Raw genomic sequence first — 23,693 nt, 5'->3', positions numbered from 1 at the left:
AGCACCGTTCTGTCATATCGCTGCAATAATTCCGTTATCTAATGCGGCGCATGACAGCGAAACGAGCCGAGGCTTGACCCCATGGTTGGCAAGAACATCCTGATCGTCGATGACGAAGCACCGATCCGCGAAATGATCGCGGTAGCCCTGGAAATGGCCGGCTACGAGTGCCTGGAAGCGGAAAACACCCAACAGGCGCACGCCATCATCGTCGACCGCAAACCCGACCTGATCCTGCTCGACTGGATGCTCCCGGGCACTTCCGGGATTGAACTGGCGCGCCGCCTCAAGCGCGACGAGCTGACCGGGGACATCCCGATCATCATGCTCACCGCCAAGGGCGAAGAGGACAACAAGATCCAGGGCCTGGAAGTCGGCGCCGACGACTACATCACCAAGCCCTTCTCGCCCCGCGAACTGGTGGCCCGCCTCAAGGCCGTGCTGCGCCGTGCCGGCCCGGCCGACAACGAGGGGCCGATCGAAGTGGGCGGCCTGCTGCTCGACCCGATCAGCCACCGCGTGACCATCGACGGCAAGCCTGCCGAGATGGGCCCCACCGAATACCGCCTGCTGCAGTTCTTCATGACCCACCAGGAGCGCGCCTACACCCGCGGCCAGCTGCTCGACCAGGTCTGGGGCGGCAACGTGTACGTCGAAGAGCGTACCGTCGACGTGCACATCCGCCGCCTGCGCAAGGCGCTCGGCGAGGTCTACGAGAACCTGGTACAGACCGTGCGCGGCACCGGCTACCGTTTTTCGACAAAAAGCTAACGAGCATGCGATCCTGCCGCCGTCCCGCTCCGGGACCGCGCAGACCCTGTCGGCAGAATGGATTGATTGGCGGATGACTTCCAAGTGAATCAGAACTGGCGTGGCGCCGTGGTGCGCCGCCTGCTGTTGTTGATCGGTGGCTGCCTGCTGCTCGGCCTGATCACCGGAGAGTACGCCTGGGCCCTGGCCTTCGGCCTCGCCGCCCACCTTGGCTGGACCCTCAGCCAGCTGCTGCGCCTGCACAAGTGGCTCAAGGAACACAAACCCGACGAACCGCCGCCCGATGGCTACGGCCTGTGGGGCGAAGTGTTCGACAGCATCTACCACCTGCAACGCCGCAACGAGCGCGCCCGCGGACGCCTGCAAGCCGTGATCGACCGCGTGCAGGAGTCCACCGCGGCCCTGAAGGATGCCGTGGTCATGCTCGACAGCGCCGGCAACCTGGAATGGTGGAACATCGCCGCGGAAACCCTGCTCGGGCTCAAGACCCCGCAGGACAGTGGCCAGGCCATCACCAACCTGGTGCGCGACCCGCGCTTCATCGAGTACTTCGAACGCAGCAACTACGCCGAACCGCTGGACCTGCCGTCACCGGTCAACGACCGCCGCCACCTGCAGTTTCATATCACCCAGTACGGCAACAGCGAGCACCTGATGCTGGTGCGCGACGTCACGCGCCTGCACCAGCTGGAGCAGATGCGCAAAGACTTCGTGGCCAACGTGTCCCATGAGCTGCGCACGCCGCTCACGGTGATCGCCGGCTACCTGGAAACTCTGCTGGACAACGTCGACGAAGTGAACCCGCGCTGGCTGCGCGCCCTGCAGCAGATGCAGCAACAGGGCGGGCGCATGCAGAACCTGCTCAACGACCTGCTGCTGCTGGCCAAGCTGGAAGCCACCGACTACCCCTCGGACAACCAGCCGGTGGCCGTGGACCTGCTGCTGTTGAGCATCAAGAACGATGCCCAGGCCCTGTCCGCCGGGCGCCACCGCATCAGTCTGGAAGCCGACCCGCACCTCAAGCTCAAGGGCAGCGAGGCGGAGCTGCGCAGCGCCTTCTCCAACCTGGTGTTCAACGCGGTGAAGTACACCCCCGACGAAGGCGACATCCACATCCGCTGGTGGTCCGACAGCAACGGCGCCCACCTGTCCGTGCAGGACACCGGCATCGGCATCGAGACCAAGCACCTGCCGCGCCTGACCGAACGCTTCTACCGCGTCGACTCCAGCCGCGCCAGCAACACCGGTGGCACCGGGCTCGGCCTGGCGATCGTCAAGCACGTGCTGCTGCGTCACCGGGCCCGCCTGGACATCACCAGCATCCTGGGCAAAGGCAGCACCTTCATCTGCCATTTCCCCAGCACCCAGATGGTGCGTCGCGACACCTGATGTCGCGACCTTCGGCCAACCGCTTGCAAAGCACGGCATCTGCCCCCAACCTTTAGCGGTCATTGGCCTACCGAAGCTGTTATGGACCCCTCCACGAGCTACTCCCTCGCCACCCTGTTTGCCGATTTCGGCCTCGTTCTATTCGCCTTTTTCCTGGTCCTGCTCAACGGTTTCTTCGTGGCCGCCGAGTTCGCCATCGTCAAGCTGCGCGCCACCAAGGTCGAAGCCCTGGCAGTCAAGAACGGCTGGCGCGGGCACATCCTGCGCACCGTGCACAACCAGCTGGACGCCTACCTCTCGGCCTGCCAGCTGGGCATCACCCTGGCCTCCCTGGGCCTCGGCTGGGTCGGCGAGCCGGCGTTCGCCCACCTGCTGGAACCGCTGCTGGGCGCCATGGGCATCGAATCGCCGAAGGCGATCAGCGCCATCGCCTTCTTCACGGCGTTCTTCATCATTTCCTACCTGCACATCGTGGTCGGCGAGCTGGCCCCCAAATCCTGGGCCATCCGCAAGCCCGAGCTGCTGTCGCTGTGGACGGCCGCCCCGCTCTACCTGTTCTACTGGGCCATGTACCCGGCGATCTTCCTGCTCAACGCCAGCGCCAACGCGATCCTGCGCATCGCCGGCCAGGGCGAGCCCGGCCCGCACCATGAACACCACTACAGCCGCGACGAGCTGAAGCTGATCCTCCATTCCAGCCGCGCCGGCGACCCCACCGACCAGGACATGCGCGTGCTGGCCTCGGCAGTGGAGCTGGGTGAACTGGAGGTCGTGGACTGGGCCAACTCGCGCGAAGACCTGATCTACCTGGAGCTGCACGCCCCGCTGGACGAGGTGTTCAGTGTGTTCCGCCGCCACAAGTACAGCCGCTACCCGGTGTACGACGAGGCCGCCGGTGATTTCGTCGGCGTGCTGCACATCAAGGACCTGCTGCTGCACCTGTCGCTGCTGGAAATGCTGCCCTCGGCGCTGCGCATTTCGGAGCTGATGCACCCGGTCGAGCGGGTGAACCGGCACATGCCGCTGTCCAGTCTGCTGGAGCAGTTCCGCCAGGGCGGTTCGCACTTCGCCCTGGTCGAGGAAGCCGATGGCAAGGTGATCGGCTACCTGACCATGGAAGACGTGCTGGAAGCCCTGGTTGGCGATATCCAGGACGAACACCGCAAGGCCGAGCGCGGCATCCTCGCCTACCAGCCAGGCAAGCTGCTGGTACGGGGCGATACGCCGCTGTTCAAGGTCGAGCGCCTGCTGGGCGTGGACCTCGACCACATCGAGGCCGAAACCCTGGCCGGGCTGATCTACGAGACGCTCAAGCGCGTGCCGGAAGAAGAGGAAGTGATGGAAGTCGCCGGCCTGCGCGTCATCGTCAAAAAGATGAAAGGGCCGAAGATCGTGCTGGCCAAGGTCGTCAAGCTGAACTGAACCGCGTGCACAGGCGGCCGCGAACGCGTACGCCCACGTGCTGGCATTGCCGCCCCGGCAACCTGACCTTTTGGTCATCTATGGCAGGTAGTAACCGCCATCCTCGCTTTATGAGACAAGCACTTACGACCGTTCGTCGGCTTTCTCGAATACCCGTCGCAGGTGGGCAGTCCACCGCGTGCGATCGATTGGATCGACGCACGCCATCCCATGAACAGACTGCCAAGGATTCAGCCATGCAACTCAACGGAATCACCTCAAAAACTGCCCTCGCCCTGTGCCTCGCTGGCGCTTCCCATGCCTACGCCGACTCGATCACGGACCCGATTTCGACCATCGGCGTGATCGGTTCCCACAACCAGTACAAATTGAGCGCCTTTGGTGAAAGCGACAAGGAGCGCCTGAATCAGGGCGGTCTGTTCTACACCTTCGGCAACAAGCTGACCGGCCACGAAGGCTTCATCTACCAGGCGGGCATCGAAGGCCAATACCGTGAGAAGGATGACGACGAATACAAGGCCGCCCGTGCCGACCTGGACCTGGGCCTGCGCGCGGCACTGAGCACCAACAACTACATCGACTTCGTGGTCGGCGGTGGCTACGACTGGGGCCGTATCGAGCAGGACGACGTCGGCCCATTCGACACCAACATCAAGCTGACCAGCAAGGCACCATTCGCCAAGGCGGGCCTCGGCTACAACTACCTGACCTCGGATTACACCGTGCGGCTGGAAGCCGGTGCACGCTACTCGCTCGACGCCGAAGCCGAGCTGAAAGTCAGCGGCGAAGGCAGCGACACCGTCGACCTGAAGGACAAGGCCAACCCGTACGCCGAGCTGACTGTGCTATGGAACAAAGGCATCAACAACCTGCCGATCAGCACCAGCCTGTACTACACCCGCACCAATTACAAACTCGACAGCGACACCGTGCTGGCGGAAAACAGCAAGCTCAAGCAAGAGCAGGTTGGCCTGAAAGTCGGCCTGGCGTTCTGATCACACCGCTGTAACCGAGCGGCCGTGGGGTGCAGACGTCGGGTATACTGCGCCCTTCGTTTCAGCAGCCACGAATCCCCCGGCCGCCCTTTCTCATCGCATCCCCGGTCCCATGTCACTCAGCATCGCCTCCATCAACATCGAACGCTCCAGACACCTGGCACGCGTTGCCGCCTTCATCGAGCGTGAACGCCCGCGGCTGCTTTGCCTGCAGGAGCTCTGCGAGCGCGACATCCCCTTTTTCGAGGCCCTGATGGGCGGCACCATGGCCTTTGCGCCCATGGCCCGCTATCCCGAGGAAGGTCCTGTCAATGTGGTGGGCGTCGGCATGCTGGTCAGTGGCGAGGCGCTGCTCGATGTCAAAGCCGAGTATTACTCGGGCAACCCGGCGCATATTCAGGAGATGGCGTTCGTCACGCTCGAGGGCAAGCGCATGGCCGACCCGCTGAGCATCGCCGAGGTGATGCTCAGTGCTACGGTCAGTGGCTTTCGCGTCGCCGTCACCCACCTCAACGTCACCCCGTTCGGCACCTCCACGCCGTACCAGCGCGAGAGCGCCGGCAAGCTGATCGCGCTGGCCCAGGCGCAATCCCGCGACGCGGGCGGCCTGCTGCTGACCGGCGACTTCAACGCGCCACGCGGGCGCGCCACCTTCGATTTGATCGCCGAGCACTTCATCGACGGCGTACCGGCGCACTACACCAGCAGCATCGACGGCGCGCTACACCGCGCCGGCGAGATTCCGTTCATGGTCGATGGACTGTTCCACACGCCAGGCTATCGGCTGGAAAACGCCAGGCTGACGACCGGCGTGTCAGATCACTGTGCACTGAGCTGTCGCCTGAGCAAGGCCTGATCGCGAGGCAGGACGCCTCACTCGCCGCCGACGGCGAAGTTCGGCAGGCTGTTGACCGGCTGGTTGAAGTTGAACGGAATCGACTCCAGGGCCAGGCCGACGTTGCGCTGCACCACGAAGTGCAGGTGCGGGCCGGTGCTGTTACCGGTATTGCCCGAGCGCGCGATCATCTCACCCGCCTGGACCCGCCGCCCTTCACGCGCCTTCACCGAGCCCTTCATCAGGTGCAGGTAGACGCCCATGGTGCCGTCGTCGTGGAGGATGCGCACGTAGTTGCCGGACGGGTTGTTGCCACGGCCGGTCTGTTCGTTCTCGGTCTTCACCACTACCCCGCTGCGGGCCGCGACGATCGGCGTGCCTTCCGGCATGGCGATGTCCATGGCGTAGCGCCCTTTCGGGGTGAAATGACTGTACTTGCCATTGGCGCCCTGGGTCAGGCGGAACGGGCCACCGCGCCAGGGCAGCGGGTAGTGCTGCTGGGTCGGCACCAGGCGCGGATCGCCCAGGGCATAACGCAATTTGGGGGTGTAGCGCAGGGGCTGGCTGGTGTCGCGCGGGGCGAGGGTCGCCAGGCGGATGGTGGTACGCGGCGGCAACACCCAGTTGATCGGCGCATCCGGCACACCCACGGCATTCTCGACCTGCTCGAGCTTCAGCTCGATCTGCACGGGGGCATACAGGTCGTTGCGCACCAGCAGGGTCTCACCGGCTTCGTGGCGCTTGGTTTCCAGCTTCACCTGGTTGTCCAGGCGCTCCACCATGCGGTCGCGGAACACGAACACCTGCGCGCCCGGCGCCGCCTGGTCGGTATAGGTCACCACACCGTTGGCATCGGTGTACTTGTAGATGGTCAAGGCAGCGGCCTGGCTGGCGATGGCCAGCATGCTGCACAGAAGAATCAGACGCCCTAGCATGACTGCGGATCTTTACTGGCTTTTTGATATCCGGGATATGCAGACTAGCAGCCGTTCCGGCACTCTGCGAACCCACAAGCCAAGGGTTGTGAAGCATCTCGCAGGGAGAACCGGACAGGCGACACACGGTAGTCGCCAGCGGGTTGCCGAGGCCTGCTGGGTGGAGCAGGCCGTTGCAAATGACACTTATGCGCCTGGGCTGAAATGCTTTTGCGCCGTGCCCCGGGCGATCAGGCGTGACAGGTAGTCGAGCTTCTGCGGATCACGGTCGACGAAGCGGAAGGTCAGCTGCAGCCATTCGCTGTCCGGCTTCGGTTCGAACGCCGCCACCGCGTGCAGGTAACCATTGAGCCGCGCCACTTCGCCACCCTCGCCCTGCTCCAGGTCGAGCACCGCGCTTTCCAGCACCTGCGGCAAGACGTCCGTACGCTTGACCACCAGCAGCGCCTCTTTCAGGCTCAGGGCCTTGATCACGCAGGCCATGTTGCCGCCGGGCAAACGCAGCTGCCCCTGACCACGGCCCGCGGGTGGCTTGGCAGCGGCCGCCGGGGCCGGTGCCGCACTGGGTGCAGCCGGCTTGATCACTTCAGCCTTGCCGCCGGTCAGCGCCGCCAGCGAGTCGTTGGCAAAGGCGCCGGTGCTGAGCATCTTCGGCGCGGCACTGGCGGTCAACGCCTGCAGCTTGCCCGCGCGGCTCAGGGCCTTCTTGACCTTGGTCACCAGTTGTTCGTTGGAGAAGGGTTTGCCGATGAAGTCGGAGACGCCCGCCTGGATCGCCTGGACCACGTTCTCCTTGTCACCCCGGCTGGTCACCATGATGAAGGGCACGGTCTTCAGGTTGTCCTGTTCGCGGCACCAGCTGAGCAGCTCGAGGCCAGACAGTTCGGGCATTTCCCAATCGCAGAGGATCAGGTCGATCGACTGCCTGCTCAGCAGTTGCTGAGCCTTGCGGCCGTTGACCGCCTCTTCGATTTGCACGCCTGGAAAGTGGTCTCGCAGCCCCTTTTTCACCAGATCGCGGATGAAGGTAGCGTCGTCCACCACCAGCACGCTGACTTTACTCATCGGCCACTCCTGTAAGAATGGGCGTAAGCATAGTCGCGCCTGATGGCCAAAGGCCAACGCAAAAACAGTGAATCGGCCAGCAAAAAGCGGCCCTTCCCGCTTTCACGGGAAGGGCCGCTTCGTTCAGTCAGCCGCTTCAACGACTCAGCTGTCCTTGCTGGTGCCCTGCACTTCTTCCTGCATGCGGGTCAGGCCGATGTGCTTCACATCGGTGCCACGCACCAGGTAGATCACCAGTTCGGCGATGTTGCGCGCATGATCGCCGATGCGCTCCAGGGAACGCAGGGCCCAGATCACGTTCAGCACGCGGGAGATCGAGCGCGGATCTTCCATCATGTAGGTGACTAGTTCACGCAGGGCGGTCTTGTACTCGCGGTCCACAGTCTTGTCGTACTGGGCGACGGACAGGGCCAGGTCGGCGTCGAAGCGGGCGAAGGCGTCCAGCGCTTCCTGCACCATGCGGCGCACCTGGTCGCCGATGTGGCGCACTTCCACGTAGCCGCGCGGCGCTTCGCCTTCCTCGGTGAGGAGGATGGCGCGCTTGGCGATCTTGGTCGCTTCGTCGCCGATGCGCTCGAGGTCGATGACCGACTTGGAGATGCTGATGATCAGACGCAGGTCGGACGCCGCCGGCTGGCGACGCGCCAGGATGCGCACGCATTCCTCGTCGATGTTGCGTTCCATCTGATTGATCTGGTCATCGATCTCGCGCACCTGCTGGGCCAGACCGGAGTCGGCGTCGATCAGGGCGGTGACGGCGTCGTTGACCTGCTTCTCGACCAGGCCGCCCATCGCCAGGAGGTGGCTGCGAACCTCCTCCAGCTCGGCGTTGAACTGCTGGGAGATGTGATGCGTAAGGCTGTCTTTGTTGATCATGTTGGTTCGCTCCGCGAAAGCTACCGGCTTGAGATCGCCGTCCTACGATTTGTCAGATGGAGGGTCTCGAACGAAGCGCCCGGACCGTGGGGCGAACCACCAACCGTACGCGGGGTACGGTCAGGCTCGCCGGCACGGCCCGGCGCACTCCGGCATGACCATCAACCGTAACGACCGGTGATGTAGTCTTCTGTCTGCTTCATGGCCGGGTTGGTGAACAGGGCGTCGGTGTCACCGAACTCGATCAGCTTACCCATGTACATGAACGCGGTGTAATCGGAAACCCGTGCAGCCTGCTGCATGTTGTGGGTCACGATGACGATGGTGTACTTGGACTTCAGCTCGTAGATCAGCTCTTCGACCTTCAGCGTGGAGATCGGGTCCAGTGCCGAGCACGGTTCGTCGAGCAACAGTACTTCCGGCTGCACCGCCACGGTACGGGCGATCACCAGACGCTGCTGCTGACCACCGGACAGGCCCAGGGCCGACTCGTGCAGGCGGTCTTTCACTTCGTCCCACAGGGCGGCGCTCTTCAGGCCCCACTCGACCGCTTCGTCGAGTACGCGCTTCTGGTTGATGCCCTGGATACGCAGGCCGTAGACCACGTTCTCGTAGATGCTCTTGGGGAACGGGTTGGGCTTCTGGAACACCATGCCGACGCGACGACGCAGCTCGGCCACGTCTTCGCCCTTGCGGTAGATGTTCTTGCCGTCGATGTTGATCTCGCCGTCCACGCGGCAGCCGTCGACCAGATCGTTCATCCGGTTGAAGGTGCGCAGCAGGGTCGACTTGCCGCAGCCGGACGGGCCGATGAAGGCGGTCACGCGCTGCTTGGGGATGTTCATGCTGACGTCGTACAGGGCCTGCTTCTCGCCGTAGTACAGGTTCAGCTTCGGTACTTCGATGGCCACGGTTTCGGTGGCCAGGTTCAGGCTCTGCTTGTCGCGGCCCAGGGCCGAGATGTCGATGCCGTGAGCGTGTGATTCGTGCTGCATGGGATGCTCCCTACGCTGACAATTCGTTTATCACGCCGGCGGCCCCAATGGCCACCGACGAAAGGATTTAGTGGTCCAGCGCCTTGTACTTCTCGCGCAGGCGGTTACGCAGGTAGACGGCTGTGAGGTTGAGGGTCGCAATCACCAGCACCAGCAACAGCGCGGTCGCGTAGACCAGTGGCCGTGCCGCCTCGACGTTCGGGCTCTGGAAGCCGACGTCGTAAATGTGGAAGCCCAGGTGCATGATCTTCTGGTCGAGGTGCAGGTACGGGTAGTTACCGTCGACCGGCAGGCTCGGCGCCAGCTTGACCACGCCCACCAGCATCAGCGGTGCCACCTCGCCGGCCGCACGGGCCACCGCCAGGATCAGACCGGTCATCATCGCCGGGCTGGCCATCGGCAGCACCACGCGCCAGAGCGTTTCCACCTTGGTGGCGCCCAGGGCCAGGGAGCCTTCGCGCAGGGCCCGCGGAATGCGCGCCAGGCCTTCTTCGGTGGCCACGATCACCACCGGCACCGCGAGGATCGCCAGGGTCAGCGAGGCCCACAACAGACCCGGCGTACCGAAGGTCGGTGCCGGCGCTGCCTCGGGGAAGAACAGGCGGTCGAGCGATCCACCCAGCACGTAGACGAAGAAGCCCAGGCCGAACACACCGTAGACGATGGCCGGTACACCCGCCAGGTTGTTCACCGCGATGCGGATCACCCGGGTCAGCGGGCCCTGCTTGGCGTATTCGCGCAGGTAGATCGCAGCGATCACACCGAACGGGGTCACGATCACGGCCATGATCAGGGTCATCATGATGGTGCCGAAGATCGCCGGGAAGATACCGCCTTCGGTGTTCGCCTCACGCGGCTCGTCGCTGACGAATTCCCACAGTTTGGTGCCGTAGAAGCCCAGCTTGCCCAGGGTCGACATGGCGTTCGGCTGGTAGGCACGAACCACCTTGCCCAGGCTCAGCTCGATTTCGCGGCCGTCGGCGCTGCGCACCGTGATGCTGTCGCGGTTGAAGGCCTGGTACAGCGCCACCAGCTCGGTTTCCAGCACCTTGTACTCGGCGTCCCACTGGGCGCGCTCGGCGTCCAGGTCAGCCTGGGCCTGCGGGGTCAGTTCACCCTGCAGCTCCAGCTTGCGGGTCTTCAGGCGAATGCGCTCGAGGCCGGCGTTGATACGGCCGATGTCGCGCTTCTCCAGGCGGACCACCTGGCTGTGCAGGTCGTCGACCCGTGCCAGACGTTCCTGCAGGGCGCCCCAGGCCGCGTCACCCTCGGCGACCAGCTGGCCGCTTTCCTTGACGTTGATCAGGTAGCCATAGAAGTTGCCCCACTCGCGGCGTTCGAACGCGGTGAGGTTTTCCGGCGTGCGCTGATTGCTCAGCCATTCGCCCACGACCCAGGAGAAGTCCGCGCCGTACAGGTCGCGGTTACCCACCTTGAACAGCTCGCGGGTCATGAACTCGCCACCCTCGGCGCTCACCGGCAACCCGGAAGCGGCCAGACGGGCACGCGGGATTTCTTCGATCTGGGTGATTTCGCCGGCCATCACCCTCATTTCCTGGCCGGGTACCTGGTAGTCGGCTTCGACGATGTCGGCCGGCCAGAAGTGCCCCAGACCGCGGGTGGCGATCACGGCCAGCAGACCCAGGGTCATGACCACGGCGATGGAGACCGCGCCGGCGTTCATCCAGATCCACGGCGAACCGCTTTTGAACCAGGCTTTTACGGAGTTCTTTTTCACGGACATATACCTTCCAAAGCCTTAGAGCGACGCGTACTTGACGCGCAGACGCTGGCGGACCAGTTCCGCGAGCGTGTTCATGACGAAGGTGAAGGACAGCAGCACCAGCGCGGACAGGAACAGCACGCGGTAGTGGGTACTGCCGACCGCCGACTCGGGCATTTCCACCGCGACGTTGGCGGCCAGGGTGCGCAGGCCTTCGAAGATGTTCATGTCCATGATCGCGGTGTTGCCGGTGGCCATCAGTACGATCATGGTTTCACCCACCGCACGGCCCATACCGATCATCACCGCCGAGAAGATGCCCGGGCTGGCGGTCAGGATCACCACGCGGGTGAGGGTCTGCCACGGCGTGGCACCGAGGGCCAGGGAGCCGAAGGTCAGGCTCTTCGGCACGCTGAACACCGCATCCTCGGCGATCGAGTAGATGTTCGGGATGACCGCGAAGCCCATGGCCAGACCGACCACCAGGGCGTTGCGCTGGTCGAACGGGATGCCCAGGTCATTGCTCAGCCAGGCACGCATGTTGCCGTCGAACAGCCAGACTTCCAGGTGACCGCTCATGCTCAGGGAGATGAAGCCCACCAGCAGGATCACCGGGATCAGCAGCGCGGCTTCCCAACCGTCCGGCACCATCAGGCGCACGGACTCCGGCAGGCGGCTCCAGGTGAAGCCGGCCAGCAGGATGCCGATAGGGGTGAAGATCAACAAACTGAAGATGCCCGGCAGGTGCCCCTCGACATACGGCGCGAGGAACAGACCGGCGAAGAAGCCGAGGATCACCGTCGGCAGCGCTTCCATCAGTTCGATGACCGGCTTGACCTTGCCGCGCATGGCCGGTGCCATGAAGTAGGCGGTGTAGATCGCGGCAGCGATCGCCAGCGGTGCGGCCAGCAGCATGGCGTAGAAGGCGGCCTTCAGGGTACCGAAGGCAACCGGCGCCAGGCTCAGCTTGGGCTCGGCATCGGTGTTGGCCGAGGTGGACTGCCAGACGTAGTCCGGCTTGTCATAGTTCTCGTACCAGACCTTGCCCCACAGCGAGCTCCAGGAAATCTCCGGGTGCGGGTTGTCGATCAGCAGGCGCTGCAACTGGCCATCGGACTCGACCAGCACGCGGTTGGCGCGGGGCGACAGGCTGCCGATCGCCGCACCGTCGGCCACCGGCTCGACCAGCAGGGTGCGGTGCGCGGTGCTGTGGAAGATACCCAGGTTGCCCTTGGCATCCAGGGCCAGGAAGCCCTTGCGGCGCTCTTCCGGCATGATCTGGGTGATGGCGCTGTCGGCCATCTGGAAGCGGCGGATCTGGGAGAAGACTTGCTTGCCGTCATCCTCGCGGACCATGAACCACTGGGCGATACCGCCCTTGCTGTCACCGACCAGCATCGAGATGCCGCCCAGCAGCGCGGTGGCGTTGGTCACTTCGGCGTTGGCGTCGGTCAGCAGCTTGTAGCGGCCGTTCAGTTCCTTGGTGCGCAGGCTGAAGACGTCAGCCGTGGCGCGACCATTGATCACATACAGCCACTGCTGGCGCGGGTCGATGATCAGCTCCTTGATCGGCTCGGCGATCTGCGCCAGGTCGATACGGTCTTCGCTGAGCGTGACCTCGCCGGTCATCAGGTTTTCTTCGCGCCCCAGGTTCAGAACATGCAGATCCGTGCCCGAGGAGGCTGCGAGCATCAGCGAGCCGCCGTTCAGGCTGACGCCGACGTGGTCCAGCGCGCGACCCTGCTCGTCCAGGGTGATCGGCGCCTCACCGAAGGGATACTTCAGGCCCGGCGTGATGGTTTTCACGTCATTCGGGTAGCTCACCGGGTAGGCATGTTCGAATACCAGTACCTGGCCGTTGGACAGCCCCAGGGCAACGCGGTTGCTGCCTGGCTGGTCGAGGCCGACCGACACCACCTGGGTGTCCGCGGGCAGCGGCAGGTCAACCGACGTCAGCGGCGCCATGCTCTTGGCATCGAAGAACTGCACCTGGCCGCGCTCACTGAGGCGCATGCCAACCTGGTTCTGTTCTTCCACCGCCATCAGCAGGGGCTTGCCGGCGTCAGCCAGCCAGGCGGCCTGGACTGGCTTGCGGGTTTCTATATCGGCTCCCTGGAACATCGGGAACACGATGTAGGCCAGGTAGAAGAAGATCAGGGTGATGGCGCCGAGTACCGCCATACCACCGACGGATACGCACCAGCGCGCGAGGCGGTCCTTCAGGGCGCGAACGCGACGTTTGCGCAACAGGGCCGGCGTGTTGAAGTCCAGCCCGAGGGATTTGGAAGAGGCGGTCATGGTGTCACTAGCCAGGTCATTCATAGTAGGGAGTGTCTCTGCGCGGCCATGAGCGCGCCGTATTTTTCAGCTGATTTCCAGGCCGGATAATCTATCCAGCTTGTGTGACAGAAAAGTTACAGCACATTGACAAAGCTACGCCCACCGCTCTGTACACAGAGGGCGGGCGCGGCTACGAACGTAGCGTTCTGGTCGAAACCGGGTCCCTTACAGGCCCAGTTCCTTCTTCGCTTTGTCGACTACGTTTTTCGGCAGCGGGATGTAACCGTCCTTGACGACCACTTCCTGGCCTTGCTTGGACAGAACCAGCTTCACGAACTCGGCGTCCAGCGGGCTCAGCGGCTTGTTCGGCGCCTTGTTGACGTAGACGTAGAAGAAGCGAGCCAGCGGGAACTTGCCAGCCAGGGCGTTGGCTTCGTTGGCTTCGAAGGCTTCACCGCCTTTCTTGGACAGCGGAACGGCCTTGACGCTGGAAGTGCGGTAGCCAATGCCCGAGTAACCGATGGCATTCAGGGTGCTGGAGATCGACTGCACCACGGAAGCCGAACCTGGCTGCTCGTTCACGTTAGCCTTGAAGTCGCCTTTGCACAGGGCTTCTTCCTTGAAGTAACCGTAGGTGCCCGATACCGAGTTGCGGCCGAACAGCTGCAGCGGCTTGGCAGCCCACTCGCCGGTCAGGCCCAGGTCACCCCAGGTTTTGACATCGGTGGCACCACCGCACAGGCGGGTGCTGGAGAAGATGGCGTCCACTTGCTCGATGGACAGGCTCTTGATCGGGTTGTCCTTGTGCACGAACACGGCCAGGGCGTCGATCGCAACCGGAACGGCAGTCGGCTTGTAGCCATACTTCTGCTCGAACGCCTGGATCTCGCTGTCCTTCATGGCGCGGCTCATCGGGCCCATGTTGGCGGTGCCTTCGGTCATCGCGGGTGGCGCGGTGGAGGAACCAGCGGCCTGGATCTGGATGTTGACGTTCGGGTAGCTCTTCTTGAACTCTTCAGCCCACAGGGTCATCAGGTTCGCCAGGGAATCGGACCCCACGCTGTTCAGGTTACCCGATACGCCGGAAGTCTTTTCGTAGGTCGGCAGAGCCGGGTCGACAGCGGCAACCGCGGTGGCGGTGGCAACGCCAGCGGCGACAAAAGTCATGGCCGCCATCAAACGCTTAAGTTTCATGCCTTGCTCCTAGCAGAATTAGTGTTGGATGGAACGGGCCCAAGTATCTGCAGGCCACATGACCAATCTATGAAATGAATGTGACAGTTAGATGACCGATGCGAAATTTGCGATCGACCCGATCCTCGGGCGCAAAACAGCGTCACTTCGGGGTTGGCGGCATAGCGCCACAGTCGCCCCACGACCGTTCAGTCGGTATACTCGCCACGCCTGCATTCCAGTGTGCTGACAGGCCGTTGAACATGATCGCGTCCGGCCACCGGGCGTCGAGACAGGACCCAGGCTGCCCTGCACCTGTACGCTTTCATCCCTGCTCTCGTCCGAGACCTGCCGACGACCTGCTCCACGCCACAACAACAATTGCGCTGCGAGCCGTACCCAGATGAACGAATTCGAACAGGACGACCCGATTCCCCAAGGTGACCTGGCCCTGCAGATCACCGCCCTTCCTCGCGAAACCAATGGCTTTGGCGATATTTTCGGCGGCTGGCTGGTGTCCCAGATGGACCTGGCCGGCACCGCCATGGCCAGCAAGGTCGCCGGAGGCCGCGTGGCCACGGTGGCGATCGATCGCATGGCCTTCCTGGTCCCGGTAGCGGTCGGTGCGCAGCTTTCCTTCTATACGCAGGCGCTGGAAATCGGCCGCAGCTCGATCCAGATGCTGGTGGAGGTGTGGAGCGACGACCCGCTGTCCAGCGAGTGGCGCAAGGTCACCGAGGCGGTCTTCGTCTTCGTCGCCATCGACGACCGCGGCCGCACCCGCCCGGTACCTGCCCGCCGCTGAGCCCCACGGGCGAACGTGCGCAGCTGAAACGAAAACGCCGGCCCCAGGGCCGGCGTTTTCATGCATTGGCAGCGATCAGCCGCGAATGTTGTAGATGTCTTTCTCGTTGCTTTCGGCGTACTTGTAGAGACGCTGCAGGTAAGCCTTCTGGTGCTCCCAGACCTTCTGCGCCACCGGATCGGCTGCGGCCGACGCATCGACCACTTCCGCCGCGACCTCCTTGAGACGGCTCAGGACGTCGTCCGGCAGACGGCGCACGTCGACACCCTCGGACTTGAACTGCTCCATGGCTTCCATGTTCTTCGCGTTGTAATCGTCGAGCATGTCGCCGTTCACGTCGCGTGCAGCAGCACGAACGATGGCCTGGAGATCAGCCGGCAGGGTTTCCCAGGCCTTGATGTTGATATCCAGCTCGAACAGCACGCTCGGCTCCTGCCAGCCCGGGGTGTAGTAGTACTTGGCGGCCTTGTGCAGGCCGAGCGCCATGTCGTTGTATGGGCCGATCCACTCGGTGGCATCGATCGCGCCGGTCTGCAGCGCGGTGAAAATCTCGCCCGCCGGCATGTTGACCACGGTGCCGCCCATCTTGGTCAGCACTTCGCCGCCCAGACCCGGGGTACGCATCTTCAGGCCGCGGAAGTCTTCGACCGACGTGATTTCCTTGTTGAACCAACCGGCAGTCTGGACACCGGAGTTACCGCAGGCCATGGGCAGCACGCCGAACGGCTTGTACACCTCTTCCCACAGCTGGATGCCACCGCCGCGGTGCAGCCAGGCGTTCATTTCCTGGGCATTCGGGCCAAACGGCGACGCGCAGAAAAACTGAGCGGCCGGCACCTTGCCCTTCCAGTAATAGGGTGCGCCGTGGCCCATTTCGGCAGTACCGCGGGACACTGCATCGAATACCTCCAAGGCAGGAACCAGCTCCCCGGCCGCATAGACCTTGACCTTCAGGCGACCATTGCTCATTTCCTCGACAAGCTTGGCGAAGCGCTCCGCCCCGACACCGACACCTGGAAAGTTTTTCGGCCAGGAGGTGACCATCTTCCAGTTGAAGGTCTGGGAACTCGACCCCTCTTGAGGTGCAGCGGTACTTTTTGCCTCTTCTTTGCAGCCCACAAGTGCAGTGGCTGCCAGGCCTACGCCTGCTGCAGCGAGTATGTCGCGACGTTTCATGCAATGCTCCTTTCTTGTTGTATTGGTCTGACCACGGGATCGCCGGCATCAAACTCTGCCTGAGTACCATAAAGGCGAAGTCGCGCTCAAGCCTAGCCCCTGAAACTAAAGTTGTACGGCCATTGCTGCCACGTATGTGCCTTGCATAGAATCGCCAGCCGTCTCCCATAAGGAGGCGCCCGACACGAGCGGGGCGACTTGCCTCCCCTCTTGTCCCCCAACCATAACGATAATTAAAGGACTCACTATGTCCGACAAGCCTTCACTTCCCCTCAAGCTGGCGTTTCTCATAGACAGCCTCAACCTCTGGTTCGGCAAGATAATCGCTTGGCTCACCCTGTTTCTTGTTGTCGGCACAACGATTGTGGTCGTGCTGCGCTATGGCTTCGGTATCGGCGCCACCGCCCTTCAGGAAGCCGTACTCTATGCCCACGCCCTGGTGTTCATGGGTGCCTGTGCCTGGGTGATGCAGCGTAATGGCCATGTGCGCGTAGACATCTTCTACCAGAACTTCAGCGGCCACCGCCAAGCACTGGTGGAACTGCTCGGCACCCTGCTGTTCCTGCTACCGGTATGCCTGTTCCTTGGCTGGTCCAGCTGGGATTACGTCGGCAACGCCTGGGCGACCCTCGAGGCATCCAGCGAGTCTGGCGGCCTGAAATACGTCTACCTGCAGAAGAGCATTATTCTGGTGCTGGTCGTCAGCCTGGTTCTGCAAGGTGTATCCAATCTGATCAAGGCACTGTACGTCATCACTGGCCGCCTGCCTGCTCCGGAGGTGAAGCATGGCTGAGTTGATGGCGATTCTGCTTTTCGTCGGTATCTGCGTGGCCTTGATGGCCGGCTACCCGGTTGCCTTCACCCTGGCCGGGGTCTCGTTGCTGTTCGCTGGCGTGGGCGTGCTGACCGGTACCTTCGACCCCGGTTACCTCAGCGCCCTGCCAAACCGCTTGTTCGGCATCATGAACAACCAGACCATGCTGGCGGTGCCGCTGTTCGTGTTCATGGGCGTGATGCTCGAACGATCACGCGTAGCGGAAGACCTGCTGGAGTCCATGGCCCGCCTGTTCGGCACCCTGCGCGGTGGTCTGGCCATTTCCGTATGCGTGGTCGGTGCGCTGCTGGCGGCGTCCACCGGTATCGTCGGCGCCACCGTGGTGACCATGGGCCTGCTGGCCCTGCCCACCATGCTGCGTCGTGGCTACGACCCGGCCATCTCCACTGGCACCCTGGCGGCCACCGGCACCCTGGGCCAGATCATTCCGCCTTCGATCGTGCTGGTGCTGCTCGGCGACGTGATGTCCAGCGCCTACCAGCAGGCCCAGCTGAAGATGGGGATCTTCTCGCCGAAGACCGTATCGGTCGGCGACCTGTTCGTCGGTGCCCTGCTGCCGGGCCTGCTGCTGGTCGGCCTGTACATCGTCTACATCATCGTGATTGCCATGGTGCAGCCGAAGAAATTGCCGGCGATGTCCAAGGAAGAACTCGGCGATGTCGAATGGGGCCGACTGCTCAAGGCACTGGTTCCACCGATGATCCTGATCGGCGCCGTACTCGGCTCGATCCTCGCCGGTTATGCGACCCCGACCGAGGCGGCTGCACTGGGCGCCGTGGGTGCCATGCTGCTGGCCTTCGGCAAGGGCAAGCTGAACTTCACGCAGCTCAAGGAAGTGGCTTACGGCACCACCGAAATCAGCGCCATGGTCTTCATGATTCTGATCGGTGCCTCGCTGTTCTCCCTGGTGTTCCGCGGCTTCGGCGGCGAGGCATTGATCGAGGACGTTTTCGCGCAGCTGCCAGGCGGCGTGCTCGGGGCCTTCTTCATCGTCATGCTGGTGATCTTCCTGCTCGGCTTCATTCTCGATTTCATCGAGATCACCTTCGTGGTGGTGCCGATCGTCGGTCCGGTGCTGCTGGCCATGGGTCTCGACCCGATCTGGCTCGGGGTGATGATCGCGCTCAACCTGCAGACATCGTTCCTGACGCCACCCTTTGGCTTCGCGCTGTTCTACCTGCGTGGCGTGACGCCAGCGAGCATACCCACCAGCACGATCTACAAAGGGGTCGTGCCATTTATCCTGATCCAGTTGCTGCTGCTGGTGATCGCCTACATCTTCCCGGGGCTGATCACCTGGCTGCCCGAGCAGGTGTACGGCAAGTAAGCCGCATGCCCACGACAAAACGCCCGTCCTCGTGACGGGCGTTTTGCATTCAGGCCTCTGGAACTCGTGAGTGGGCTGCGTTCCAATGCAGGAATCCTCACCTGCGACAGAGTATGCCGATGGCCACCTCCCACATTGAACGTATCGAACTGGACGAACTCACCTGCTGGCGCGTACGCCGCCATGGTGCCGAACTGCTGGTCACCCAGCAGGGCGCCCAACTCCTGAGCTACCAGCTCGACGGCGAGCCCCCGCTGATCTGGCTCAGCGAAGAAGCTGCCTACGCCCGCGGGCAGAGCGTGCGCGGCGGCGCGCCCATCTGCTGGCCGTGGTTCGGTGACCTGCGGCGCAACCCCGCCGCCGTTCAAGCGCAGTTTCAGGGCGACGCGGCCCCTGCCCATGGTCTGGTACGCGCTGCCGACTGGCAGCTGCTGGGTGTCGAGGAAACCGACGATGTAGTGATCCTGCGCTTTCTGTTCGACACCACCAAGACCCCCTTGGCGGGTTGGCCCCACGCCGCCCGGCTGCATGCCGACATCCACCTCGGTGACGATCTGCAGCTGACCCTGGAGACCCATAACCTGGGTGGCGCGCCATTGGCGATGAGCCAGGCACTGCACAGCTACTTCGCTGTCAGCGATATCCACCAGGCTCGGGTCGAAGGCTTACACGGCACGCGCTACATCGACACCATGGACGACTGGCACGAACACGCGCAAAACGGCGACCTGACATTCTCCGGCGAAACCGACCGCATCTACTTGGACACGCCTTCGCGCCTGAGCATCGTCGACCCGGGCTGGAACCGCCGCATTCACCTCGACGCACGCGGATCACGATCTGCGGTGCTGTGGAATCCGTGGATCGAGAAGAGTGGGCGCCTGTCGCAATTCGCCAGCGATGCCTGGCAACGGATGCTGTGCATCGAAACTGCCAACGTGCTGGAGGATGCACTGCTGATCGCCCCGGGTGAGCACTGCACCCTGCACCTGCGCCTGTCCAGCGAACCCATCGCGACCTAACGGCGGCGGACCTGGGCAAGAATTGCCCAGGTCGACTGGCGCACATAAAAACGCTGTGCCAGTTCACAGAATTTAATAGCAAAGTGCCATTTATTGTGACTGGCCACCATATTGCTATTAGGAAATCTCTTACAAGTATTAAACCCTTTATCCTACCCGCGAAGTACCCATCGATAACTTGCCCCGGTAGCACGACAAGTTATCGTTTCGACGGGTTCGGTAGTAATTTGTAAAATTTTTTTAAATGCCAAGAACTTCACGCTTTGAATGGTTGCCCCCCGGTAGGTACGGGTCTAGGATGCCCACACAAAGCGATTCTGCGCAAATTACTGCACAAGTAACTGCGCAAAAAGTTGCGCACTTCGATGGATCGATGATGGCTGGATGGCCATTTACCAGGCGAAGGTAGTTGCCCACTTTATATATCGAGTCAGGGAATGACGTACTCCAGCAAGCTCACTACCCATTATTTGAATCTGGCAAAAAGCCCTATTAATGAAGGGAACTTTGCCGGTGAAGATGTTCGTTATTCCAGCGAATATGAAATGCTGGAAACCGAACTGGGAAAAGCCTCGTCCCTGCACGAAACAGGGGGCATCGACTGGCAGAAAGTACGCGAAGGCAGCGAAAACCTGCTGACCAGTCACTCCAAGGATTTGCGCGCCGCCACCTGGCTGACCTGGGGCCTCTACCAGCGTGAATCCTTCGCCGGGCTCCAGGCCGGCCTGAGCCTGCTGCACTACCTCTGCGAACACCACTGGGTCGACCTGCACCCCCGCAAGACACGCACCCGCGCCGCTGCCATCAACTGGCTGCTGCCACGCCTGGAGCAGGCCCTGGCCGATCATGTGCCGATCAGCGAGCAATTGCCGCTGTTCCGCAAGCTCGCCGAGCACCTGCGCGGCCTGGAAGGCTGCCTCTCGCTGCACCTGGGTGAAGACGCGCCCCTGCTGCTGCCGCTGTGCCGTCGCCTGGAAGAACAGATCAATCGCGCCAGCCAGGGCCAGCCCGAGCCGGGCGCCGTCGGCGCCGCGATAGCCCAGGTCAAGCAGGTCGCCACCCAGATCATCACCGGCAACAGCCCCATCGATAACGAGAAGGAAGCCCACAAGGCCCTGCGTGCCCAGCAGGATGCGGCGCGCCCACTCTGCACCTGGTGGATGAAGAACAAGGCCACCGACCTCAAGCCACTGCGGCTGTCGCGCACCCTACTGTGGTTGCCGATCGAAGCCCTGCCGGAGCGCAACGCCGAACACATCACCGCACTGCGTGGCCTGCCGGCAGACAAGCTGGCCAGCTACCAGGAACGTTTCGCCCAGGGCGCCTACGCCGACCTGCTCGCCGACCTGGAAGCCAGCATCGCCCGAGCCCCGTTCTGGCTGGACGGCCAGCGCCTGGTCTGGGAATGCCTGCAGGAACTCAAGGCAGAACAGGCCATGCGCGAGGTGGAAATCCAGCTGGCGTTGTTCCTGCAACGCGTGCCCGGTCTCGACGAGCTGCGCTTCCACGACGGCGTAGGGTTCGCCGACGCCGAGACCCGTGCCTGGATCGGCGCTTATGTGCTGCCACACCTGCAGGCGCCGGAAACGGAAAAGAAGCCCACCACCAGCGAACAGGGTGCCACGCCGGCCTGGGAAGAAGCGCTGCAGCAGGTCCTGCCGCAGCTGCGCAAGGACGGCCTCAAGAGCGCCGTGCAGAAACTCAAGCAAGGCCTCAATCGGGCCCGCGGTGGCCGCGAACGCTTCTTCTGGCAACTGACCCTGGCCCGCCTGTGCTTCGCCGCGAAGAAGTACGACCTGGCCAAGACCCAACTCGAATCACTCGACCACACGCTGCAGGCCTCCGGGCTCGGCGAATGGGAACCCGATCTCGCCCTGGAAGTGCTGCGCCTGCTGCACACCTGTTGCGAGCTACTGCCGCAGAACCATGCGGTGCGCGACAGCAAGGACGAGATCTATCGCAGGTTGTGCCACCTCGATCTCGAGGTGGTGCTGGAGTAAGGCGCATACACGCCCTCAAAGGCCCCCGGGCCATCAACGCAAAGGAGAACACCCATGGCCAAAGAAGGCTCGGTAGCCCCCAAGGAACGCATCAACGTCACGTTCAAGCCCGCCACCGGCGGCGCTCAGGAAGAAATCGAACTGCCGCTGAAACTCATGGTGCTCGGCGATTTCACCCAGCGTGCCGACGATCGCAAGATCGAAGACCGCAAACCCATCAGCATCGACAAGAACAGCTTCGACGAAGTCCTGGCCAAGCAAGAGCTGAACCTGACCTTCGCCGTACCGAACCGTCTGCAGGACGAGCAGACCGACGACGAGCTGGCCGTGCAGCTGAAGATCAATTCCATGAAGGACTTCAACCCCGCCAACCTGGTCGACCAGGTCCCGGAACTGAAGAAGCTGATGGAACTGCGCGACGCCCTGGTCGCCCTGAAAGGCCCGCTGGGTAACGCCCCGGCCTTCCGCAAGGCCATCGAAAGCGTACTGTCCGACGACACCTCGCGTGACCGCGTGCTCGGCGAACTGGGCCTGGCCGCCAAAGACAAGCTCGATTCCTGATTCCCTTCTGACAAGGACGCACATTCATGAGCACTAGCGCAGCAGTAGAAAGCGGCCAGAGCGCCGCCGAACTCGGCATCCTCGACCGCATCATCGCGGAAACCAAACTGACTCCGGACGACGAAGCCTACGACATCGCCAAGCGTGGCGTATCGGCCTTCATCGAGGAGCTGCTCAAGCCGCAGAACGAAAACGAGCCGGTCAAGAAGGCCATGGTCGACCGCATGATCGCGGAAATCGACGCCAAGCTCAGCCGCCAGATGGACGAAATCCTCCACCACGAGCAGTTCCAGGCCCTGGAATCCTCCTGGCGCGGCCTCAAGCTGCTGGTGGATCGCACCAACTTCCGCGAAAACATCAAGCTGGAAATCCTCAACGCCTCCAAGCAGGACCTGCTGGACGACTTCGAGGACAGCCCGGAAATCGTGCAGTCCGGCCTCTACAAGCACATCTACACCGCCGAATACGGCCAGTTCGGTGGCCAGCCGGTCGGCGCGCTGATCGCCAACTACTACTTCGATCCGAGCGCTCCGGACGTCAAGACCCTGCAGTACGTCGCTTCGGTGGCCTGCATGTCCCACGCCCCGTTCATCGCCTCCGCCGGTCCGAAGTTCTTCGGCCTGGAAGCCTTCACCGGCCTGCCGGACCTGAAGGACCTGAAAGACCACTTCGAAGGCCCGCAATTCACCAAGTGGCAGAGCTTCCGCGAGCAGGAAGACGCCCGCTATGTCGGCCTGACCGTACCGCGCTTCCTCCTGCGCAACCCGTACGACCCGGAAGACAACCCGGTGAAGACCTTCGTCTACAAGGAAAACGTGGCCAACAGCCACGAGCACTATCTGTGGGGCAACACCGCCTACGCCTTCGCCAGCCGTCTGACCGACAGCTTCGCCAAGTTCCGCTGGTGCCCGAACATCATCGGCCCGCAGAGCGGTGGCGCGGTGGAAGACCTGCCGCTGCACCACTTCGAGAGCATGGGCGAGATCGAGACCAAGATCCCGACCGAAGTGCTGGTCTCCGACCGTCGCGAGTACGAGCTGGCCGAGGAAGGCTTCATCGCCCTGACCATGCGCAAAGGCAGCGACAACGCTGCGTTCTTCTCCGCCAACTCGGCGCAGAAGCCGAAATTCTTCGGCATCAGCGAAGAAGGCAAGAACGCTGAACTGAACTACAAGCTGGGTACCCAGCTGCCGTACATGTTCATCGTCAACCGCCTGGCCCACTACCTGAAAGTGCTGCAGCGCGAGCAGATCGGTGCCTGGAAAGAGCGTACCGACCTCGAACTGGAACTGAACAAGTGGATTCGCCAGTACGTCGCCGACCAGGAAAACCCGAGCTCCGAAGTCCGTAGCCGTCGTCCGCTGCGCGCCGCCCAGGTCATCGTCAGCGATGTCGAAGGCGAGCCGGGCTGGTACCGCGTCAGCCTGAACGTCCGCCCGCACTTCAAGTACATGGGCGCCGACTTCACTCTGTCGCTGGTCGGCAAGCTGGACAAGGAGTAACAGCCA

At 62.9% G+C, this 23,693-nt stretch carries 20 protein-coding genes; 12 read left to right on the top strand and 8 right to left on the bottom strand.

Annotation, left to right across the window (positions count from 1 at the left end; translation table 11 throughout):
• Positions 1–81: 81 nt before the first annotated feature.
• The 5 genes from phoB to N5C28_RS13145 all read left to right on the top strand — a co-directional run bounded on the left by phoB (position 82) and on the right by N5C28_RS13145 (position 5,433).
• Positions 82–771: a phosphate regulon transcriptional regulator PhoB gene (gene phoB / locus N5C28_RS13165; protein ID WP_279822865.1), complete on the top strand. Its 690-nt coding sequence runs from the start codon at positions 82–84 to the stop codon at positions 769–771.
• 84 nt (positions 772–855) lie between these two features.
• On the top strand, positions 856–2,160 hold the full coding sequence (gene phoR / locus N5C28_RS13160) for a phosphate regulon sensor histidine kinase PhoR (RefSeq protein ID WP_279822863.1): 1,305 nt from the start codon (positions 856–858) through the stop codon (positions 2,158–2,160).
• Between the two features lie 81 nt (positions 2,161–2,241).
• Complete coding sequence (locus N5C28_RS13155) at positions 2,242–3,582, top strand: hemolysin family protein (protein ID WP_279822862.1); 1,341 nt, start codon at positions 2,242–2,244, stop codon at positions 3,580–3,582.
• A gap of 236 nt (positions 3,583–3,818) precedes the next feature.
• Positions 3,819–4,577: a hypothetical protein gene (locus tag N5C28_RS13150; RefSeq protein WP_279822861.1), complete on the top strand. Its 759-nt coding sequence runs from the start codon at positions 3,819–3,821 to the stop codon at positions 4,575–4,577.
• A 112-nt stretch (positions 4,578–4,689) separates the two neighbouring features.
• Positions 4,690–5,433: an endonuclease/exonuclease/phosphatase family protein gene (locus N5C28_RS13145; protein ID WP_279822860.1), complete on the top strand. Its 744-nt coding sequence runs from the start codon at positions 4,690–4,692 to the stop codon at positions 5,431–5,433.
• 17 nt (positions 5,434–5,450) lie between these two features.
• Here the strand turns inward: N5C28_RS13145 and N5C28_RS13140 are convergent, their stop codons facing one another.
• From N5C28_RS13140 to N5C28_RS13110, 7 genes are all read right to left on the bottom strand, one after another.
• A complete protein-coding gene (locus tag N5C28_RS13140; protein ID WP_279822858.1) occupies positions 5,451–6,347 on the bottom strand; it encodes a M23 family metallopeptidase in 897 nt (298 codons plus the stop codon).
• Between the two features lie 186 nt (positions 6,348–6,533).
• The gene (locus N5C28_RS13135; protein ID WP_279822857.1) at positions 6,534–7,412 is read right to left on the bottom strand and encodes a response regulator; all 879 of its coding nucleotides are present in this window, start codon (positions 7,410–7,412) and stop codon (positions 6,534–6,536) included.
• A 144-nt stretch (positions 7,413–7,556) separates the two neighbouring features.
• Positions 7,557–8,288: a phosphate signaling complex protein PhoU gene (gene phoU / locus N5C28_RS13130; protein WP_279822854.1), complete on the bottom strand. Its 732-nt coding sequence runs from the start codon at positions 8,286–8,288 to the stop codon at positions 7,557–7,559.
• Positions 8,289–8,449: 161 nt separating this feature from the next.
• Entirely contained in the window at positions 8,450–9,283 is an 834-nt protein-coding gene (gene pstB, locus N5C28_RS13125; protein ID WP_279822853.1) for a phosphate ABC transporter ATP-binding protein PstB, read from the bottom strand.
• Positions 9,284–9,350: 67 nt separating this feature from the next.
• On the bottom strand, positions 9,351–11,027 hold the full coding sequence (pstA, locus tag N5C28_RS13120) for a phosphate ABC transporter permease PstA (RefSeq protein ID WP_279822851.1): 1,677 nt from the start codon (positions 11,025–11,027) through the stop codon (positions 9,351–9,353).
• A gap of 15 nt (positions 11,028–11,042) precedes the next feature.
• A complete protein-coding gene (locus N5C28_RS13115) occupies positions 11,043–13,328 on the bottom strand; it encodes an ABC transporter permease subunit (RefSeq protein WP_279822850.1) in 2,286 nt (761 codons plus the stop codon).
• Between the two features lie 183 nt (positions 13,329–13,511).
• Positions 13,512–14,480, bottom strand: coding sequence for a phosphate ABC transporter substrate-binding protein PstS family protein (locus tag N5C28_RS13110; protein ID WP_279822849.1), 969 nt, complete (start codon positions 14,478–14,480; stop codon positions 13,512–13,514).
• Between the two features lie 382 nt (positions 14,481–14,862).
• Here N5C28_RS13110 and N5C28_RS13105 point away from each other — a divergent pair, with 382 nt between their 5' ends.
• Entirely contained in the window at positions 14,863–15,264 is a 402-nt protein-coding gene (locus N5C28_RS13105; RefSeq protein WP_279822847.1) for an acyl-CoA thioesterase, read from the top strand.
• Positions 15,265–15,339: 75 nt separating this feature from the next.
• On the opposite strand, the gene N5C28_RS13100 is transcribed toward N5C28_RS13105, so the two are convergent.
• Positions 15,340–16,440, bottom strand: coding sequence for a TRAP transporter substrate-binding protein (locus tag N5C28_RS13100; protein ID WP_279822845.1), 1,101 nt, complete (start codon positions 16,438–16,440; stop codon positions 15,340–15,342).
• A 247-nt stretch (positions 16,441–16,687) separates the two neighbouring features.
• Between N5C28_RS13100 and N5C28_RS13095 the strand changes: the two genes are divergently transcribed.
• From N5C28_RS13095 to tssC, 6 genes are all read left to right on the top strand, one after another.
• Positions 16,688–17,233 carry a TRAP transporter small permease subunit gene (locus N5C28_RS13095; RefSeq protein ID WP_279822844.1) on the top strand — a complete coding sequence of 182 codons (546 nt, stop codon included), beginning with the start codon at positions 16,688–16,690 and terminating at the stop codon, positions 17,231–17,233.
• Positions 17,226–18,602: a TRAP transporter large permease subunit gene (locus N5C28_RS13090; RefSeq protein ID WP_279822843.1), complete on the top strand. Its 1,377-nt coding sequence runs from the start codon at positions 17,226–17,228 to the stop codon at positions 18,600–18,602. Before N5C28_RS13095 ends, N5C28_RS13090 begins: the two co-directional genes overlap by 8 nt.
• 119 nt (positions 18,603–18,721) lie before the next feature.
• The gene (locus N5C28_RS13085; protein ID WP_279822842.1) at positions 18,722–19,624 is read left to right on the top strand and encodes a D-hexose-6-phosphate mutarotase; all 903 of its coding nucleotides are present in this window, start codon (positions 18,722–18,724) and stop codon (positions 19,622–19,624) included.
• 437 nt (positions 19,625–20,061) lie between these two features.
• Positions 20,062–21,624, top strand: a complete 1,563-nt coding sequence (tssA, locus tag N5C28_RS13080; protein WP_279822841.1) for a type VI secretion system protein TssA — start codon at positions 20,062–20,064, stop codon at positions 21,622–21,624.
• 54 nt (positions 21,625–21,678) lie between these two features.
• Entirely contained in the window at positions 21,679–22,185 is a 507-nt protein-coding gene (gene tssB, locus N5C28_RS13075) for a type VI secretion system contractile sheath small subunit (RefSeq protein ID WP_279822840.1), read from the top strand.
• A 26-nt stretch (positions 22,186–22,211) separates the two neighbouring features.
• The gene (gene tssC, locus N5C28_RS13070; RefSeq protein WP_279822838.1) at positions 22,212–23,687 is read left to right on the top strand and encodes a type VI secretion system contractile sheath large subunit; all 1,476 of its coding nucleotides are present in this window, start codon (positions 22,212–22,214) and stop codon (positions 23,685–23,687) included.
• Positions 23,688–23,693 lie beyond the last annotated feature (6 nt).

It is taken from the genome of Pseudomonas sp. GD03944, assembly GCF_029839275.1.
Classification (GTDB): domain Bacteria; phylum Pseudomonadota; class Gammaproteobacteria; order Pseudomonadales; family Pseudomonadaceae; genus Aquipseudomonas.
Note: the sequence above shows the minus strand (reverse complement) of the source record. Positions and strands in the feature narration are given on the sequence as shown.

What these genes read in the sequence shown, in the direction of transcription:
- phoB (WP_279822865.1), top strand. Translation starts at nt 82, where the DNA reads ATGGTTGGCAAGAACATCCTGATCGTCGATGACGAAGCACCGATCCGC.
- N5C28_RS13155 (WP_279822862.1), top strand. Translation starts at nt 2,242, where the DNA reads ATGGACCCCTCCACGAGCTACTCCCTCGCCACCCTGTTTGCCGATTTC.
- N5C28_RS13150 (WP_279822861.1), top strand. Translation starts at nt 3,819, where the DNA reads ATGCAACTCAACGGAATCACCTCAAAAACTGCCCTCGCCCTGTGCCTC.
- N5C28_RS13145 (WP_279822860.1), top strand. Translation starts at nt 4,690, where the DNA reads ATGTCACTCAGCATCGCCTCCATCAACATCGAACGCTCCAGACACCTG.
- N5C28_RS13140 (WP_279822858.1), bottom strand. Translation starts at nt 6,347, where the DNA reads ATGCTAGGGCGTCTGATTCTTCTGTGCAGCATGCTGGCCATCGCCAGC.
- N5C28_RS13135 (WP_279822857.1), bottom strand. Translation starts at nt 7,412, where the DNA reads ATGAGTAAAGTCAGCGTGCTGGTGGTGGACGACGCTACCTTCATCCGC.
- phoU (WP_279822854.1), bottom strand. Translation starts at nt 8,288, where the DNA reads ATGATCAACAAAGACAGCCTTACGCATCACATCTCCCAGCAGTTCAAC.
- pstB (WP_279822853.1), bottom strand. Translation starts at nt 9,283, where the DNA reads ATGCAGCACGAATCACACGCTCACGGCATCGACATCTCGGCCCTGGGC.
- pstA (WP_279822851.1), bottom strand. Translation starts at nt 11,027, where the DNA reads ATGTCCGTGAAAAAGAACTCCGTAAAAGCCTGGTTCAAAAGCGGTTCG.
- N5C28_RS13115 (WP_279822850.1), bottom strand. Translation starts at nt 13,328, where the DNA reads ATGAATGACCTGGCTAGTGACACCATGACCGCCTCTTCCAAATCCCTC.
- N5C28_RS13110 (WP_279822849.1), bottom strand. Translation starts at nt 14,480, where the DNA reads ATGAAACTTAAGCGTTTGATGGCGGCCATGACTTTTGTCGCCGCTGGC.
- N5C28_RS13105 (WP_279822847.1), top strand. Translation starts at nt 14,863, where the DNA reads ATGAACGAATTCGAACAGGACGACCCGATTCCCCAAGGTGACCTGGCC.
- N5C28_RS13100 (WP_279822845.1), bottom strand. Translation starts at nt 16,440, where the DNA reads ATGAAACGTCGCGACATACTCGCTGCAGCAGGCGTAGGCCTGGCAGCC.
- N5C28_RS13095 (WP_279822844.1), top strand. Translation starts at nt 16,688, where the DNA reads ATGTCCGACAAGCCTTCACTTCCCCTCAAGCTGGCGTTTCTCATAGAC.
- N5C28_RS13090 (WP_279822843.1), top strand. Translation starts at nt 17,226, where the DNA reads ATGGCTGAGTTGATGGCGATTCTGCTTTTCGTCGGTATCTGCGTGGCC.
- N5C28_RS13085 (WP_279822842.1), top strand. Translation starts at nt 18,722, where the DNA reads ATGGCCACCTCCCACATTGAACGTATCGAACTGGACGAACTCACCTGC.
- tssA (WP_279822841.1), top strand. Translation starts at nt 20,062, where the DNA reads ATGACGTACTCCAGCAAGCTCACTACCCATTATTTGAATCTGGCAAAA.
- tssB (WP_279822840.1), top strand. Translation starts at nt 21,679, where the DNA reads ATGGCCAAAGAAGGCTCGGTAGCCCCCAAGGAACGCATCAACGTCACG.
- tssC (WP_279822838.1), top strand. Translation starts at nt 22,212, where the DNA reads ATGAGCACTAGCGCAGCAGTAGAAAGCGGCCAGAGCGCCGCCGAACTC.